Origin of the sequence: Pseudoalteromonas sp. MEBiC 03485, assembly GCF_004195145.1 — a bacterium.
GTDB classification, from domain to species: Bacteria; Pseudomonadota; Gammaproteobacteria; order Enterobacterales; family Alteromonadaceae; genus Pseudoalteromonas; species Pseudoalteromonas apostichopi.
In genome coordinates, this window is the sequence record NZ_SGBT01000001.1 from 1,286,234 (window position 1) to 1,303,385 (window position 17,152).

The 17,152-nt window shown below is 40.9% G+C and carries 13 protein-coding genes and 1 pseudogene; 11 read left to right on the forward strand and 3 right to left on the reverse strand.

Going from position 1 to position 17,152, the window contains the following annotated elements; genetic code table 11:
- The first annotated feature begins 14 nt into the window (after positions 1-14).
- Together secD and secF are read left to right on the forward strand one after the other, a co-directional pair.
- The gene (secD, locus tag EVU92_RS06015) at positions 15-1,874 is read left to right on the forward strand and encodes a protein translocase subunit SecD (protein WP_130050430.1); all 1,860 of its coding nucleotides are present in this window, start codon (positions 15-17) and stop codon (positions 1,872-1,874) included.
- Between the two features lie 8 nt (positions 1,875-1,882).
- Positions 1,883-2,830 (forward strand): protein translocase subunit SecF, encoded by a 948-nt coding sequence (gene secF / locus EVU92_RS06020; RefSeq protein WP_130050431.1) that lies wholly within the window; start codon positions 1,883-1,885, stop codon positions 2,828-2,830.
- A gap of 62 nt (positions 2,831-2,892) precedes the next feature.
- Here the strand turns inward: secF and EVU92_RS06025 are convergent, their stop codons facing one another.
- Together EVU92_RS06025 and EVU92_RS06030 are read right to left on the reverse strand one after the other, a co-directional pair.
- Positions 2,893-4,389 (reverse strand): mannitol dehydrogenase family protein, encoded by a 1,497-nt coding sequence (locus EVU92_RS06025; RefSeq protein WP_130050432.1) that lies wholly within the window; start codon positions 4,387-4,389, stop codon positions 2,893-2,895.
- Between the two features lie 17 nt (positions 4,390-4,406).
- A complete protein-coding gene (locus EVU92_RS06030; RefSeq protein WP_130050433.1) occupies positions 4,407-6,119 on the reverse strand; it encodes a hypothetical protein in 1,713 nt (570 codons plus the stop codon).
- Between the two features lie 612 nt (positions 6,120-6,731).
- Between EVU92_RS06030 and EVU92_RS06035 the strand changes: the two genes are divergently transcribed.
- The 5 genes from EVU92_RS06035 to EVU92_RS06055 all read left to right on the forward strand — a co-directional run bounded on the left by EVU92_RS06035 (position 6,732) and on the right by EVU92_RS06055 (position 12,899).
- Positions 6,732-8,081, forward strand: a complete 1,350-nt coding sequence (locus EVU92_RS06035) for a carbohydrate porin (RefSeq protein ID WP_168989999.1) — start codon at positions 6,732-6,734, stop codon at positions 8,079-8,081.
- 392 nt (positions 8,082-8,473) lie between these two features.
- A complete protein-coding gene (locus EVU92_RS06040; protein WP_130050435.1) occupies positions 8,474-9,430 on the forward strand; it encodes a sugar-binding transcriptional regulator in 957 nt (318 codons plus the stop codon).
- Between the two features lie 125 nt (positions 9,431-9,555).
- Positions 9,556-10,107, forward strand: coding sequence for a hypothetical protein (locus EVU92_RS06045; protein ID WP_130050436.1), 552 nt, complete (start codon positions 9,556-9,558; stop codon positions 10,105-10,107).
- A gap of 87 nt (positions 10,108-10,194) precedes the next feature.
- A complete protein-coding gene (locus tag EVU92_RS06050; protein WP_130050437.1) occupies positions 10,195-11,985 on the forward strand; it encodes a GGDEF domain-containing protein in 1,791 nt (596 codons plus the stop codon).
- A gap of 83 nt (positions 11,986-12,068) precedes the next feature.
- Positions 12,069-12,899: a transporter substrate-binding domain-containing protein gene (locus EVU92_RS06055; protein WP_130050438.1), complete on the forward strand. Its 831-nt coding sequence runs from the start codon at positions 12,069-12,071 to the stop codon at positions 12,897-12,899.
- A gap of 36 nt (positions 12,900-12,935) precedes the next feature.
- Here EVU92_RS06055 and suhB read toward each other — a convergent pair whose 3' ends face one another.
- A complete protein-coding gene (gene suhB, locus EVU92_RS06060; protein ID WP_130050439.1) occupies positions 12,936-13,739 on the reverse strand; it encodes an inositol-1-monophosphatase in 804 nt (267 codons plus the stop codon).
- Positions 13,740-14,008: 269 nt separating this feature from the next.
- Here suhB and EVU92_RS06065 point away from each other — a divergent pair.
- The 4 genes and pseudogenes from EVU92_RS06065 to EVU92_RS06080 all read left to right on the forward strand — a co-directional run bounded on the left by EVU92_RS06065 (position 14,009) and on the right by EVU92_RS06080 (position 17,151).
- A pseudogene (locus EVU92_RS06065) lies at positions 14,009-14,355 on the forward strand (four helix bundle protein).
- A 149-nt stretch (positions 14,356-14,504) separates the two neighbouring features.
- Complete coding sequence (trmJ, locus tag EVU92_RS06070) at positions 14,505-15,227, forward strand: tRNA (cytosine(32)/uridine(32)-2'-O)-methyltransferase TrmJ (RefSeq protein ID WP_130050440.1); 723 nt, start codon at positions 14,505-14,507, stop codon at positions 15,225-15,227.
- Positions 15,228-15,419: 192 nt separating this feature from the next.
- Entirely contained in the window at positions 15,420-15,911 is a 492-nt protein-coding gene (iscR, locus tag EVU92_RS06075; RefSeq protein ID WP_130050441.1) for a Fe-S cluster assembly transcriptional regulator IscR, read from the forward strand.
- A 22-nt stretch (positions 15,912-15,933) separates the two neighbouring features.
- Positions 15,934-17,151: an IscS subfamily cysteine desulfurase gene (locus EVU92_RS06080; RefSeq protein WP_036973293.1), complete on the forward strand. Its 1,218-nt coding sequence runs from the start codon at positions 15,934-15,936 to the stop codon at positions 17,149-17,151.
- Position 17,152 lies beyond the last annotated feature (1 nt).

A 17,152-nucleotide genomic window follows, 5' to 3' on the forward strand; every position in this document is an offset into this window, starting at 1 on the left:
ATAAGGACTCACACGTGTTAAACAAGTTTCCATTATGGAAGTATTTACTTGTTCTTGTAGTGTTAGTCGTTGGTATTTTATATGCCTCTCCTAACTTGTATGGCCGTGACCCGGCCATACAAGTATCGGGCACTAAAGGTACTGATGCTGACCTCAGCGTACTCGATAAAGTAAATGCGACTCTCAAAGAACATAACGTTACTGTTAAATCAAGTAAACTTGAAGACGGACAAATTCTGGTTCGTTTTAAGAATGTTGAAGACCAACTAAAAGCGCAAGATCTACTGCGTGATTCCCTTAGTGAAGATTATATCTCTGCAATCAATATGGCTCCTGCTCAACCAGAGTGGTTAAAGTCACTGGGTGGTAACCCAATGAAGCTAGGCCTAGATTTAAGCGGTGGTGTTCACTTTACTATGGAAATCGACATGGCGACGGCGGTTGATACTCAGCTTGAGCAAATGGAACAAGATTTCAAAAGTGACTTACGTGAAGAAAAACTACGTTATCGTACTGTTCGCCGTGTAGCGAATAGTGAGCGATTACGTGTTGAAATGCGTAACGAAGAAGATAAAGACGCTGCAGAGCGTTTCTTATCAACACGTTACCCATTAAACGTTTATGTTGATGATAGCAGCAGCGATAATGCTTTTTATGCCAGCATGAGCGAGCAAAAGCTTAAAGAAATTCGTGATTACGCTATCAAACAAAACGAAACGATTATTCGTAACCGTATTAACCAGATTGGTGTTGCAGAGCCGAACGTACAGCGTCAAGGTGCTGAGCGCATTATCGTGCAGCTTCCGGGTGTTCAAGATACAGCTCGTGCAAAAGAAATTCTTGGTGCAACAGCAACATTAGAATTCCGCGAAGTTGATGAAAACGCAGATGCAAGTGCTGCGCTTCAGGGCCGTTTACCGCCTGGTACTGAAATGATTATGGCTCGTGAAGGTTACCCTGTGGTACTTAAGCAACGCATCATCCTTGAAGGTAGCCACATTACTGGCGCGCAATCAGGTATGGATGAGTATCAACGTCCACAAGTTAGCATCACGCTAGACAGTAAAGGTGGCGCGAAAATGAATGCGTTCACTAAGCGTGCGATCGGTAAACGCATGGCAACGGTATTTATCGAATATAAGCCATCAGGTAAAACAGATGAAAATGGTAAAGCACTTCCACCAATTAAAGTTGAAGAAGTGATTAACGTGGCGACGATTCAAGCGCGTCTAGACCGTTCATTCCGTATTACTGGTATCGATAACCCAGCTGAAGCACATAATCTTAGCTTATTACTACGTGCGGGTGCACTTGTTGCGCCAATTCAAATTGTTGAAGAGCGCACGGTAGGTCCAAGCTTAGGTCAGGAAAACATTGAAGCGGGTATGACCGCGGTTGTGCTTGGTTTCGTGTTTGTACTTTTATTTATGCTTGTTTATTACAAAGGTTTCGGCATGGTGGCGAATATCGCCCTAGGTGCCAACTTAGTACTAATCGTCGGTGTAATGTCGCTTATCCCAGGTGCAGCGCTAACGCTACCGGGTATTGCCGGTATCGTACTAACCGTAGGTATGGCCGTTGATGCCAACGTACTTATCTTCGAACGTATTCGTGAAGAACTTGCAGATGGCCGCAGTCCACAACAAGCGGTTCATTTTGGTTACGACAGCGCGTTTAGCACAATTTTAGATGCTAATATCACAACGCTTATCGCAGCAGTGATCCTATTTGCAGTGGGTACTGGTCCTATTGCTGGTTTCGCAGTAACGCTAGCGATTGGTATTATCACCTCTATGTTTACAGCCATTGTTGGTACCCGTGCGGTAATCAACTTGTTTATTGGCGGTAAGCGCGTTGAGAAGTTGTCGATTTAGGAGTCAGCATGCAAATTTTAAAACTCGGTGGTAAAACACTCCCGTTTATGAAGTTAAGAAAGTTTGCCATGGCACTATCAACTTTGTTGATTTTGGCTTCTTTCGTATCGTTTTTTACTAAAGGCTTAAATTTTGGTCTCGACTTCACTGGCGGTACCGCTGTTGAGGTAGGCTTTACACAGGCACCTGATCTTAAAGAAGTTCGTGATGCAATCACTGAAAGTGGCTTTGAAGATTTTTCGGTGCAACTGTTTGGCTCAAGTAAAGAGATTCTAGTGCGTCTTGCTCCGCAAGGTCCTGGCGTAAAAGCAGAAGTAATTGGTAACCAAATCATCACGGCATTACAAAAAGTTGAGTCGACAGTAGAAATGCGTCGTATCGAATTTGTTGGCCCAAGTGTTGGTGAAGATCTGAAAGAGCAGGGTGGCCTTGCCATGTTAACTGCGCTTATCTGTATCTTAATTTACGTTGCGTTTCGTTTTGAATGGCGTTTTGCGGTCGGTGCAGTATCAGCACTATTACACGACGTTATCATTACATTAGGTTTATTCTCAGTGCTTGGCCTTGAGTTTGACTTAACGATTCTTGCGGCAATTTTGGCGGTAATAGGTTACTCACTCAACGATACCATCGTTGTATCTGACCGTATCCGTGAAAATTTCCGTAAGGTGCGTATTGATGACACGATTGAAATTATCGATATTTCATTAACGCAAACGTTAAACCGTACCCTAGTAACTTCAATCACCACTATCTTAGTATTGATTGCGTTATTTGGCTGGGGTGGTCAAACGATCCACGGTTTCGCAACTGCATTACTATTTGGTGTATTCATCGGTACTTACTCATCTATCTATGTTGCCTCAGCTGTAGCAATTGCAATGGGTGTAAGTAAAGAAGACTTAATTCCAGAAGTAATAGAAAAAGAAGGTGCGGATCTCGATCCTATGCCTTAACCAGTGTTACAAAGAAAAACCGCCATAGGGCGGTTTTTTTTTTGAATAATATCTTTTTAAACTTACCTTACCTGATCCTTACTTAACAATGCTTCCATAATGTGCTCTATCGCCACTCCCGCATAAAGTTTACTGATGTAATATTTATATTCATCACAAAATGACTTGTTTTCAATAATTGGGCCGAAAATGCTCGGTTGCTCAAGAAAAGCGAGTGGTGAGATTCGTGATGCATGAGCTGCCTGCTGTAATGTTTCAGCTATATCATCGATAACCTCTAAAGGCTTACCTTGTTGCGATGAATGAGTGTCGCTGTATAAGCACCAAGCTGCAATCACTAAATTAGCAATTGGAGTATTCCCACCAATTTTAAAGTTTTCTAAAATAGTAGGCACTAAAAAGGTAGAGACCTTACTTGCGCTTTGAGAGCAAATTCGTGTAAGGCTGTCTTTGATGTTAGGGTTTGCAAATCGAGCTATCAGCGTTCGCTTATAATCACTTAGATCAATACCGGGCACGTCATCTAAAATAGGTGTTACTTCGTTATCCATGAAATTGCTTATTAGTGCTGCAAATAAGGGATCTGAAATTGTTTGTTCTATGGTTTGATAGCCACGCAAAGAACCGAGTATTCCCAAAACAGTATGACTCGCATTTAACAAGCGAATTTTCATGGTTTCATAAGGAGTTACATCAGTTACTACTTGTGCACCTACTTTCTCCCAAGCTGGGCGTTGTTGACAAAACTTCTCCTCGATGACCCATTGGTGAAAAGGCTCACAAGTGACAGGCCATGAATCGATTACTCCCATTTGTTCAGCTAGAGCAATATCTTTATCAGTGGTTGCAGGCGTTATACGATCGACCATTGCATTAGGGAAGCTAACTTGACTTACTACCCAATCAGCAAGCTCTGAGTCAAACGAACTAATGTAAGTAACTAACATTTTCCGTATTACATCACCGTTGTGTTGAACATTATCACAAGACTGAATTGTAAATGGTTTTTTGCCACTTTTTCTACGGCGATCTAAAGCAGCAGCAAGGTAGCCAAAAATCAGCTTTGGCTTGTTTGGGTTTGCTAAATCATGTTGTATATCGGGGTTTGAAAAATCGAACTCGCCGGTAGATGGGGCATAATTATAACCCCCTTCTGTTATTGTTAATGAAACAGTCTGAGTTTCATCAGCGGCCATTTTATTTATTACGGCTTCTGGATCATCCGGCGCTAAGAGAAAATCGGTTAAACAGCCAATTACTTGCACATCAGTTTTGCCACTTGGGTGTTTTACTAATAGAGAGTACAGATAATCTTGTGCTTCTAGAGATTGCTTAATAGCCCGATCAGCCTCGCGTAAGCCTATACCGCATATGCCCCAACCTAAATCTCCCGTATGGTTGATGTAGTTATCAGTATAGAAAGCTTGATGAGAGCGGTGAAACCCGCCCACACCAACATGGACAATCCCGGCTTTTAGTGATTGTCGGTTATAACGCGGCACCGATATAGATGTAGGAAATGAGCTCAGTGTTGAGTTATTTAAAGAAAGTGCGCTCATGTTTTGCCTCCGAGCAGTTAAACGGCTGAAAATTGTTTTTTACGTTGCATAGCCCAGTACGCACAAACGAAATAAATGATGGTACATGCGAATCCACTATTGAAAAATAATGTTCTATTGTATTCATATGAAGCAACATCAGGTGAGTAGAACATGGTATTTGCTGCTAGCACCACAGTGATACCTAAACTTAACCAAGCAACCGAAGTGAGTACTTTGGTTAGCAGACGTTTATCAAGAATAAATGATGGCTCATTGGCTGCTTGCTCGGCGTGAAATCTTTCTACTTTTTTATCAAAATTAGCAAGATCTGCTTCTTCTTCAGGATATTTATGTGCAGCTCCACTTCGTTTTGCTAAAAATATATATACGACAATACTGAAAACCCAAGTCGGTAAGAAAAGGTAGTAGAATGGGATTATATTGATCGCGTTTAATGTAAATCCGAAAACCAAACCAAGTGCCCACGCAATCACAGCCGCAGAGCTATGCTCAAGCTTTTTATAGGTAACCCAATAACGAGTTAGCCCTATCTTTGGAAATAAAAAGTGTTCAGCAAAAACGATGGCACCTACAGGTACGACTAAAAGCCCTGCGTATGTTAGTAATGGGAGTAACTTAGTAAATACAAATGGAAAGCAAGCAATTAAAACAGTAACTATGCCCACCAAAAATGTCGTTCTGGTACGCGAAAGGTTACTAAATATAGCTTGTGCAGCAAGACCTGCTCGGTATAAGTTTGCATTTGCTGTTGTCCAGCCTGCAACAATAACAATAACTAACCCAGATAATCCAAGAGCATGGAACGCAACATCACCTGGATCTAGCTCCGTAATAGACTTTTTCACAAGGACAGCTGTGCCCGCACCCATAATACCAGCGGAGATCCAAGCGATATAGTGACCAAATAACATACCTGCTGATGTACATAAGCCATAGCTTTTTTTCTTCGCGTAACGTAGTAGGGCCATGTCTATTAAACCAAAATGAGTAATCGTGTTCGCTGCCCAAGAAAAACCGATGACTTCTAACAGCCCAATGCCTGGCTCACCATTAGCATCTAACCCAGTCCATACGGAGACACTGCCAATGTGCATAAAGTCTCTCCAGCTAGAGACTGAGGTTTCACCAATTACAGAATTTGCAAGTTCAGGCATGAGTACTAATGGACCGCTGATGAACATAACAAATAACCATGGAGCACAAATACCTGAGAATTGCGATACAGCATTAAAACCATACATGGCAACCAATACAACGATAATGCCAACGGCAAGAACGACCATGACAAACCATGCGTTTGTTGGATACCAATTTAATTGAGCGGGAATATCAAGTGCAAAGCGAACAGCCGTTGCAGAGACGGTGATCATAGCTGCAGAAATGACTGTAAAGATTATTACGTTCGCCCAGTTATACAACCGGGTCATAGAGTTTCCTGCTATTTTTTGAAGGTAAGTATATAGACTCAGGCGTGTTTCAACCGCTATTGGGGTTGTGATTAGTGTCCAGCTCAGCACGGCGAGAATATTACCTATTAGTAAACCAAGCAGAATATCTGTCATGGTTGCACCAAGTGCAACAAAGGTTGCACCAAATACAAATTCGGTGGCAGCAACATGCTCACCAGCGTATAAACCTAAAAAATGTCTCCATCCTTTGAGCTTATGTTTTGCAATAGGCAATTGTTCTTCTTCTATGTGGTTTAGGTCTTTATGATCACTTTTCATAAGTAACGATCCCAGTACTTTTTAGGCATGCTGATTTGCAAGTGAATAGCTTAAACCGCATTTTTATTTGTGTGCTTATTGCTTAACACTTAAAACTTTTTATTAGACAAATAGAAAATTTCAAATTCAACATGCCCATGATTGTTGTCATTGAGCATTTACATAAAAGCAAATGCTCTCTTGGGCAAATCTATGCCTGTTGGGCATAATCCTGCGGTGTTTGTTTTTTGTCAATGTTAATAAACTAGTCTGCTCAATCGGTTAATTGTTAATAATAAGTCGAAGTAATTACACTTGTTTAGCAAACTTAAACCTCATTAAATTATGCTTAGTTAAGCTATTAAATTTTATTTATTCTCATCAGTGCTTTATTTGTTTTTGGTTTTGTCTGCAAGCACTGGTCGCATTAACGAGGATTAGTTTTATCCATTCCAATTTATCTTTGGTAGATTTCAATTTCTTTTTATTAGAATTTAGGCTCTATTTTTTGATGTTGACAAATATAGTGTGTGTTAGGAATATGCTCATGATGGTGTCATTTGCTCTTGCTGCGAGCGCTAGACACCAAGATACTGATTAAGCTAGGACAATTTTAAAATGGAGAGCACGCATATGAACAAAAATCAACAACCTAAGTTTTGTCGTATATTGAAAGGGAGAAGCTATCGCTATTCTAATGTAGCTAGACTTCAATCTATTGCAGCCATTATGTTGCTGTATTCTCAGTCAGGACATACAGCTAATAGTTTTGATGTTCACAGCCATTTAAGTGGCGATTGGCTAGGGGCAAGAGATAAGCTAGCAGAGCAAGGAGTGAATATTCGTTTAGGCTACTTCAGCCAAACAGCGCATAACTTAAAAGGAGGAGAAAGCACAGAAACAGCCTATGCAGATCAGTTTTTTGTAGGTGGCTACTTTAATTTAGAAAAATTGGTTAATTGGTCTGGCGCCGAATTTAAAGTGGAGCTTACTAATCGTAATGGCGAGCTTATTAATGAAAAAGCAAATTTGCCTGTTTTGCTGCAATCGCAACAAATTTATGGTCGAGGCAATGTAACTCGTTTAACCCAATTTTCGTTAACTCAGCATTTATTTGAAGATCAACTTAGCATTAAAGTGGGTCGAATTTACCCAAGTGCTGATTTTTTTGCGATGAGTTGTGCCTTTCAGCACCTGACATTTTGTAGTGGTGGTTCATCTAATTATTTGAGTAGTAGCTGGTATGGTGACCCTCTTAGTGCATTAGGAATGCAATTAACATACAAAGTGACTGATAATTTGCTTTTTAAACTAGGCAGTTATGATGCAAACCCTGCAACCATGTCATTAAATCAGGGGCTAAAATTAACAACATCAGGTGAAATTAACGGAACGACCTTGGTTAGTGAGCTGGAATATAAAAGGGATTACAAAAATGGTTTAGATGGCGATTATCGGTTTGGCATTGTCCGTAGTAGTTTAGATAAAACTAAACTAGTCAATAACGCTGGTTATCCTGCAGGCACGACAAACGATATGGTTGCTATAGAGGATACTGATAACGCATTTTATTTTAATATTGAACAACAGCTTACTCGTAATGTATCAGGAGGTGGCTTACGTATATTTGCGAGTATGATTCATGCAGATAAAAGCATCAGTGCTATTGGCGAAGTTTTGGCTTTTGGCGGATATATTGATGCACCATTGGTTAGTAGGCCAAACGATCGTATAGGTTTTGCAGTAGGTCGAAACAGTGTGAGTAATGATCTTAATGATGCTCAGCGCTTTTATAATGCTAATTTTTTAAATAATGAATTAATAGTAAGGGATCATGAGTACCCGATTGAGTTAAATTATAATTATGTTGTCACCCCGGCAATACAGTTAATGCCTAGTATCCAGTATATCATCGACCCTAATGGTGATAATGATGCTGAGAATGCAATGATTGCTGGTTTACAGTTGAGCTTAAATTTCTAGCTAAACCTTTTAAACCGAAGTTATTTGACTGCAAATTCTTGATTTTGTCGTTCAGATGCTAATAGCTTCAGGTTATTCACACTTTGTGAAATGCATAGGCACCTCACTAATTTTGAAACAAATTTAGTTAGGTGCTTTTTTAGTTTAGAGTGTGAACCCTAAAATTGTTATTCATGACAGATTATGTATAAAATAGCCGCTGCATAGCTGATTCTAACTTAACCTGAGAAGCAATATAGAGTCGATTTTAAACTTTGTTTGCAACCCAAGGGATGAGTACAGCACAATTATATAAATGTATTTAAAAATCCCTAAAAAGTAATAAATCTCTTGTTTAGCAGACTGATTTTGCTAATTATTTACCTCATTTATTGTTTAAACAGGCGTATAAAATGGCTTCAATTTCTAGCAGTGATAATCAAAAATTAGAAGAAGCAGCGAGGGCTGGCTGGCTCTACTATGTTGCTGGTAAAACTCAAGATGAAATAGCCAAGCAACTTAATACATCTCGCCAATCTGCGCAAAGGCTTGTTGCTTTGGCAGTATCACAGGGGTTAATAAAAGTACGATTAGAGCATCCAATTCGACGCTGTATGGAGCTTGCTGATGCACTGCAAAATCGATACGGTTTGCTTAGTTGTGAAGTGGTGCCTAGCGAGAGTAACGATATAAATTCTACTGTTGGCTTGGCTCAAGCGGGTGCTGCAGAAATCGAAAGACAGCTAAAACAACGTCAGGCAAAAATCATAGCGTTTGGTACAGGTAGAGTGTTGCGTGCATGCGCAGAAGAGCTCCCAACAATGCATTGTCCACATCATCGTATTGTATCTTTAGTTGGAAATATTGCTCAAGATGGCTCAGCAAGTCGCTATGGAGTTGCAATTCATGTTGCAGAAAGAGTTGGTGCGCAACATTTTCCTATGCCAGTACCCGTCATTGCAGGATCTGAAGCTGAGAAAGTAGGCTGGCAGCAATTAACGCATGTTAAAAATGTACATCAACTTGCATCACAAGCTGATGTTTCATTTGTTGGAATTGGTGATTTAGGAACTAATTCACCCCTTCACTTAGACGGCTTTGTTACTCGGCATGAACTGGCTGCGCTTGACGCTATTGGTGCTACAGGTGAAGTAATTAGCTGGATTTATAATAATGAAGGTAATCTTGTCGAATCAGAAATAAATAATCGAGTGACGAGTGCAGTACTTTCTCCCAGCAATGAAAAACGTGTTATTGGGATTGCAGCAGGTAACAATAAAGTGCCAGCCATTGCTGGAGCGATAGAATCTGGAATGATCAATAGTCTCATTACGAACGAACTAACTGCAGAGGCACTGTTGCTGAAGTAAATCTTGGTGTTATGAAATTGACTATACTTAACGAGTTACATGTTTTCAGTTGTTCTTGCATTTATGGTTACTCTTGCTACTAATGATTGTTTTAAAATGAGTTAAATCAGACTCTCGGAGAAATTATGAAACACCTGATGTTTGGTGTGTTTATACTTTTAATGCTTAGCGCTTGTGGCAAAAAAGCAGAGCCAGAACAGACTGAAATACAACAATCACCTGAGGTGACTCTAGGGCAGCAGTTCGACAGCTATCAAGGGTTGGCTTGGCAAGTTGTAGAAGCATTACAAAACCAATCAACTGCTCAGCACTTACAAGATCTGACGCTTAAGCTAATTAGTTCATCAACTGGTTTGTTTTTAAACCTTAAAGCACAGCTGCCAGAATGTGAGGCAAGTTTGCAAGCGATGGCAAACGTAACAGAGTTTCAGCAACAGCAAAGTGATGATACAGAAGCGTTGAAGAATGAAATTACAATTAACTTAGAACCGGAGCTTCCAGAATTTGCAGCTGCAAGTTGCTATCACGCGCAGCAGTTATTACTTAACCCCCTTGCAATTTATAAATTAGCTCAACAAACAGGTTTAGCACAGGATGATTACCAGAGCGCCAAACTAAAAATGATTGATAGTTTTGCCCGTATTAAACAGCTTGAGCTGATCACTGCCATTGACTAGTCTGCACTCGTCATCGCCTTGCCATAAAATTGTCATACAAGGTTGCTAATTTAGCCTTCTATTTGTATTTTTTAGGCTAGGTGTAAGGTGAACGCACAACTACAGCAGATCTTAGATAACAGTGCAATTGAAACCTTGTTTCAACCTATCTTTGACATTTCTAATCAACATATTTTGGGCTACGAGGCGTTAAGTCGCGGCCCGAAAGGGTCTGAGTTAGAAATGCCGAGTAGATTGTTCAGCGCAGCCATTGATTGCCATAAGATCTCTGAATTAGAGCTACTTTGCCGCAGTAGAGCAATTGAAAACTTTGTTAAGCTCAATCTTGAGGGTAAGTTGTTCTTAAACGTAAGTCCTAAAACTTTACTCGACCCTTGCCACCCTAAGGGTGAAACATTACATCTAGTTGAACACTTTGGTCTTGCAACTAATCGCGTGGTTATTGAGGTTACAGAGCAAGAAAAAGTGGATGATGGCTTTTTATTGTTAAAGACCATTGCCCATTATCGTGAGTTAGGTTTTTCGATTGCCATTGATGACTTAGGCGCTGGCTATTCGGGTTTAAAGCAATGGTCTGAGTTATGTCCTGAGTTTGTAAAAATAGACCGCTACTTTATCGATCATTGTGACCAGAGTGTCGTTAAAAAAGAGTTTTTAAAGTCAATTATTGAGCTTGCAAAAGCCACCAATACGCAAGTGATAGCAGAAGGCATTGAGAGGGCTGAGGAACTTCGTCTACTCGAAATTTTGGGCGTGCAGCATGCACAAGGTTTTTTACTGGAAAGGCCGAGCTTGCAGCCTAGTTACGAAATTAATATCCACTGCTTAAAGCACTTGGAGTCATCAGACAATAGCAATACATTTGAGCAGTCAATGGCGATTGGTTGGTTAGCGGTAGAGCACGCTAATATTGAAGCAACAACACGCTGTAAAGATGCTCACAGTATTTTTGAACAAGATAAAACCCTAACTAGCCTTGCCGTACTAGAGCACAATATCCCCGTTGGTTTATTACATCGAGATCAACTCACTGAAGTATTTGCCGCTCCTTATGGCCATGCACTTTACGACAAGCAACCAGTTACTTCTTTAATGGATAAGCAGCCGTTAGTGGTAGACGAAAACGAGTTACTCGATACGGTGAGTCAGCAAATTACCGAATTTGAGTTTGATATTCGACGTCACATTGTGATCACCCGTAATGGCGAATACTTAGGCTTGGCACCACTACGTAATATCTTAAAACACATTACAGAAGAAAAAATCCGCCATGCACAACATGCCAATCCGCTAACTATGTTACCGGGTAATGTCGCTATTAACGAAGCAATTGAACTGAGACTTCGCAATAATTACCCATTCTCGTTAGCCTATGTTGATTTAAACCACTTTAAACAATTCAATGACCTGTATGGGTACGCCAGTGGTGATAGCGTTATAAAGCTGCTTGCAGAAGTAATCGTAGAGGCCTGTAGTACTAGCAAAGGCTTTGTGGGTCACATTGGTGGTGATGACTTTATGGTAGTGTTTGATAAAAATGATGCAGAGCAAGTATGCCATGACATTATCGATAAATTTGAGCTGCAGTCTCGCGCCTTTTTCACCCCAGAGCATATGGAGCAAGGGGGTTACTGGGCAAGTAACCGAGAAGGTAAAAAGCAGTTTGTGCCATTACTTACACTATCAATAGGTTTGGTTAAGCCTGATTTGGAGCTTTGCATCAACAGCCACCAAGTTGCAGCGTTGGCTACTGATGCGAAAAAAGAGGCCAAGCGCTATCAGAGTAGCCACTTGTTTGTATGTAAACGTAGCCGGCCAGCTCCTGCAGTGGTGCGTTTAAGCAGCCAAAAAGATGAAGCACTTACTATTAACTCATGAAGAAATTTGAAGTTTGCTTAATTTTACTTGTGTCCCTGTTTAACTGGGTGTAGCTTAAAAAAAACACATTAACAAAAATAACAATGAAGCGACTATGTAGTGCAATATTAATATTGCTGAGCCTAGGATACAGCCTTGCTACTGAAGCTAACAATGTGGTGAATTTAGCGGTTGAGCAACGCCCATTTTATAAACGTGATTATTATCTTCATGAATTACTGACAGCGGCGTTACGTGCCGGTAATTACCAAGCAGAAATCAATGAAGTACTTGTTCATCCTCACCAACAGCGTACTTTGCTTATGCTTGATGCAAAGCAAGCCGATTTGTTTTGGAGTATGACAAGCCCAGAGCGTGAACACTTAGCCATTGCTGTACCCGTCCCTTTGTTTAAGGGTTACATAGGCAAACGAGCGCTACTTACCAAACGAGCGTTTGTGCCTCGTTTTAAAGATGTAAAAACGAAACAAGATTTAGCACCGTTTACAGCCATACAGGGTCATGATTGGCCTGATACTAAAATTCTTGCGCAAAATGGTCTATCTGTCAGGCCGTTAGCAAATTATCAAGCAATGTTTAGTTTAGTGATCAGAGGGCGAGTTGATTATTTTCCGCGTTCGTTCATTGAAGTCATTTCAGAAATGGAACAAGTAAAGAGTGACGAGCTGGTTATAGTGCCTGACCTTTATATTAGTTACCCAACAGCATTTTACTTTTTTGTCAGCAACCACAGGCCAGAACTCGCTGAGGTGTTATTGAAAGGACTCACCAAGATGAAAAGCACGGGCGAGTTTGAGCAATTATTTGCGAGCTACTTTGCTGAGGACTTAGCCAAATTGCCATTTAAAGAAGGTGAAGTAACAGAGATAGAACTCGATAACGATTATTTTCAGCCACAAAAAAAGGAGCCTTAGCTCCTTTTTGTATGTAAATCTGTATTACAACCGCTATTAGCGAAGTAGTGATTCAGTTAACACTGGGCGAATTTCACGAATGATCGCTTGAGTTAACTTAGGTGCGCCACAAATGATGTTGCCGCTTTGGTTATAGTTAATACCACCTGCGAAATCAACAACCATACCGCCAGCTTCTTTAACTAAAAGCTCGCCTGCCGCTGTGTCCCATGGCTTAAGGCCAATTTCAAAGAAACCATCAACACGACCCGCAGCAACATAAGCCATATCTAACGCAGCAGAACCTGCACGGCGGATATCAGCAGTTTGAATGAAAAGTGCTTTAAACGCTTCAGAGTATGCGTCTAAGTGGTGCTTTTGTTTGAATGGGAAACCAGTTGCAAGTATAGAACCTGCTAACTCGTTAGTTTTAGTTACGCGTAAACGCTTGCTGTTAAGCTGTGCGCCTTGACCACGTGAAGCTGTGAATAATTCACCGCGAATTGGATCATAGATAACAGCTTGATCTAAACGACCTTTAACTTTAAGTGCAATTGATACTGCGAAATGAGGGATACCCTTGATGAAGTTAGTTGTGCCATCAAGTGGATCAACAATCCATTGGTAATCTGCATCTTTACCTTTGTGCTCACCAAGCTCTTCACCTACGATACAGTGATCAGGGTAAGATTTTAAAATGGTATCACGAATTGCGGCTTCAGCTTCTTTATCGATGTTAGTCACTAAGTCGTTAGTGCCTTTTTGTTGTACATCAACTTTTGATAAATCTTCACTTGCACGAAGTAAAATTTTGCCTGCGTTACGCGCAGCGCGAACCGCAATGTTTAACATTGGATGCATAGCATTACCTTTGGGTTGTAAAAGAACGAATATATTTAAGCCGGCGTATTCTAGCGATTTCTAGCGTAAAGTAAACAATAAACTCGAATAAATTAGGTTGTTTTTTGTACAGTTCTGATTTTGTTATTGATTTAATTTCAGAAGAATGGGTTAGTGGTCAGCCGTCAGCCGTCAGCCGTCAGCCGTCAGCCGTCAGCCGTCAGGTTTGAAATTTGCATTCTGAAAAATTCGTGCCTATATAAAGTTTTTATACTTAAAAGGATGCAAGTATGAATTTTGAAAAATTAGAGGTATGGAAGCGTTCAGCAAGATTAAGTGCTGAAATCTACAAAGAAACGACAGATCTAAATGATTTTGGCTTTCGCAATCAGCTCACACGTTCTGGTTTATCAATACCGAGTAATATCGCAGAAGGTATGGCGGGGTCAGCAAAAAAGAGCGGGTACGTTTTTTAGATATATCAAGATCGTCAATAGCAGAAACACGAACGCAAATTTATATCGGAATTGAGATTAAATATATTGATGCTGCCATAGGTAGAGCTTGGGTGAGTGAAACGGAAGAGCTATCAAAAATGTTGACATCTCTTATGCATAGGATCGAGGCTGATAGCTGATAGCTGATAGCTGATAGCTGATAGCTGATAGCTGATAGCTGATAGCTGATAGCTGATAGCTGATAGCTGATAGCTGATAGCTGATAGCTGATAGCTGATAGCTATGTTATAATCCCCGCAATTTTTGACTTTCAGTAAGTAACAACGCAATGACACTTGATGATATTCGTATCGTATTAGTAAACACATCACATTCTGGTAATATTGGCTCAGCGGCACGTGCTATGAAAACGATGGGCTTATCAAATTTATATCTTGTTGATCCTGCTTGTGAAATTGATAGTCATGCGAGTGCACTTGCTGCAGGTGCCACGGATGTTTTAGGTAAAGCTGTGGTTGTTGATACGCTAGCTGATGCAATTGCTGATTGTAGTTTAACAATTGGTACGAGTGCACGCTCACGTACTTTATCTTGGCCTATGGTTGAGCCGCGTGAATGTGGTGAAAAACTAGTGGCTGAAGCTGAGCATGGTCCAGTAGCATTAGTATTTGGCCGCGAAAATAGTGGTTTAACTAACGAAGAACTACAACAATGTAACTACCACGTATGTATTCCTGCGAACCCTGAATACAGCTCGCTAAATCTAGCAATGGCTGTGCAAACATTGTGTTATGAAACACGTATGGCTTATTTAAACAAACAGCCAAAAGCACAAGAAGAAGACGAAGCAACCTACCCAAATGCAAAGCAAACTGAGCTGTTTTACGAGCACTTAGAGCAAACTCTAAATGATACAGGTTTTATCATCAAGCAACACCCAGGTATGGTGATGACAAAACTTCGTCGTTTATTCAACCGCGCACGCCCAGAAGAAGCAGAGATGAACATCTTACGCGGTATTCTTACCTCAATTAATAAGTCTATAAAATAATCACAGGTTATAAGTATAATACTTGACTAAATTACTCAGGTAATTAGAATAGACCTAGTACTTGACCATTTTTGTCAGGTATTAGGTTTTATCAGTGGCAAGTATCAATTTTTATCAAGTGATAATACTTGACTATTTTGGTCTGGTAATTAAAATTTGCACACCTTAGCGTGCAGTAACATCGGGGGCTCTATGAAGTTAACATCAAAAGGCAGATACGCAGTAACCGCCATGTTGGATGTTGCACTACATACAAATGTGGGTGCAGTTCCCCTTGCCGATATTTCTGAACGCCAAGAGATTTCGCTATCTTATCTCGAACAATTATTCGCCCGTTTACGTAAAAACGGCCTTGTGACCTCTGTGCGTGGCCCAGGTGGCGGATATTTACTTGGTAGAGAAGCAAACGAAATTTCTGTCGGCGATGTGATTAATGCCGTAGATGAGTCTGTTGATGCAACACGTTGTCACAATGCAACGGGTGGTTGCCAAAGCGGCATGCGCTGTTTGACTCACACCCTATGGTCGGACTTAAGCGCACGTATCGAAGATTTTTTAAATAGTATTACCCTTGCTGAATTGGTGGAAAAGTCAGATGTGAAAGAAGTCGCATCTCGCCAAGATAACAGCATCAACACTGCAATTAAGCAACTGGAAAACATTCAAGTAAGCTGTCAACTGTAGCTTGACGAAAGCGGAGAGAGAAATGAAGTTACCGATTTATTTAGATTACGCAGCAACCACGCCTGTTGATGAACGTGTGGCAAAAGAAATGATGCAATGCCTGACTATGGACGGTAATTTTGGTAACCCTGCATCACGCTCACACCGTTTTGGTTGGCAAGCAGAAGAAGCGGTTGATCAAGCGCGTACAGATATTGCTGATCTGATCAACGCTGACCCGCGTGAAATTGTTTTCACTTCAGGTGCTACAGAATCAAATAACCTAGCAATTAAAGGTGCTGCGCAGTTCTATAAAAAGAAAGGCAAGCACGTTATCACTGTTAAAACTGAGCACAAAGCAGTGCTTGATACGTGTCGTGAACTAGAGCGCCAAGGTTTCGAAGTAACCTATATGGACGTTGAAGAAAACGGTTTACTTGACCTTAAAAAGCTTGAAGCTGCCATGCGTGACGACACGGTGCTTGTGAGTGTAATGCACGTAAATAACGAGCTAGGTGTTATCCAAGATATCGCGACAATCGGCGAAATGTGCCGTGAGCGCAAAATTATGTTCCATGTTGATGCTGCACAAAGCGCAGGTAAAGTACTTATCGACGTGCAACAGTTAAAAGTAGATTTTATGTCGTTCTCTGGCCACAAAGTATATGGCCCGAAAGGTGTAGGCGCACTTTATGTTCGTCGTAAGCCTCGCGCACGTTTAGAAGCACAAATGCACGGTGGTGGTCATGAGCGTGGTATGCGTTCAGGCACACTTGCTACTCACCAGTTAGTAGGTATGGGTGCGGCATTTAGAATCGCTAAAGAAGATTTCGAAAAAGACCATGCACACATCAGCGCACTTCGTAAGCGTTTGGTTGATGGCATTATGGCTGATATGGACGAAGTTTACTTCAATGGTGAACCAAGCCAGTCAGTTCCGGGTATTGTAAACATCAGCTTCAACTTTGTTGAAGGTGAGTCGTTATTAATGGCTGTTAAAGACATTGCTGTTTCATCAGGTTCAGCCTGTACCTCAGCAAGCTTAGAGCCTTCTTATGTACTACGTGCATTAGGCCGTAATGACGAGTTAGCACACAGCTCAATTCGTTTCAGCATTGGCCGCTTTACGACTGAAGAAGAGATTGATTACACCGTTGAACTAATCAAAAACTCGATCGGCCGTTTACGTGAGATGTCTCCTTTATGGGAAATGCATCAAGAAGGTATTGATTTAGATTCAGTTGAGTGGGCGCATCACTAAT

What these genes read in the sequence shown, in the direction of transcription:
- trmJ (WP_130050440.1), top strand. Translation starts at nt 14,505, where the DNA reads ATGACACTTGATGATATTCGTATCGTATTAGTAAACACATCACATTCT.
- EVU92_RS06080 (WP_036973293.1), top strand. Translation starts at nt 15,934, where the DNA reads ATGAAGTTACCGATTTATTTAGATTACGCAGCAACCACGCCTGTTGAT.
- EVU92_RS06040 (WP_130050435.1), top strand. Translation starts at nt 8,474, where the DNA reads ATGGCTTCAATTTCTAGCAGTGATAATCAAAAATTAGAAGAAGCAGCG.
- iscR (WP_130050441.1), top strand. Translation starts at nt 15,420, where the DNA reads ATGAAGTTAACATCAAAAGGCAGATACGCAGTAACCGCCATGTTGGAT.
- EVU92_RS06035 (WP_168989999.1), top strand. Translation starts at nt 6,732, where the DNA reads ATGAACAAAAATCAACAACCTAAGTTTTGTCGTATATTGAAAGGGAGA.
- secF (WP_130050431.1), top strand. Translation starts at nt 1,883, where the DNA reads ATGCAAATTTTAAAACTCGGTGGTAAAACACTCCCGTTTATGAAGTTA.
- EVU92_RS06045 (WP_130050436.1), top strand. Translation starts at nt 9,556, where the DNA reads ATGAAACACCTGATGTTTGGTGTGTTTATACTTTTAATGCTTAGCGCT.
- EVU92_RS06030 (WP_130050433.1), bottom strand. Translation starts at nt 6,119, where the DNA reads ATGAAAAGTGATCATAAAGACCTAAACCACATAGAAGAAGAACAATTG.
- EVU92_RS06025 (WP_130050432.1), bottom strand. Translation starts at nt 4,389, where the DNA reads ATGAGCGCACTTTCTTTAAATAACTCAACACTGAGCTCATTTCCTACA.
- EVU92_RS06055 (WP_130050438.1), top strand. Translation starts at nt 12,069, where the DNA reads ATGAAGCGACTATGTAGTGCAATATTAATATTGCTGAGCCTAGGATAC.
- suhB (WP_130050439.1), bottom strand. Translation starts at nt 13,739, where the DNA reads ATGCATCCAATGTTAAACATTGCGGTTCGCGCTGCGCGTAACGCAGGC.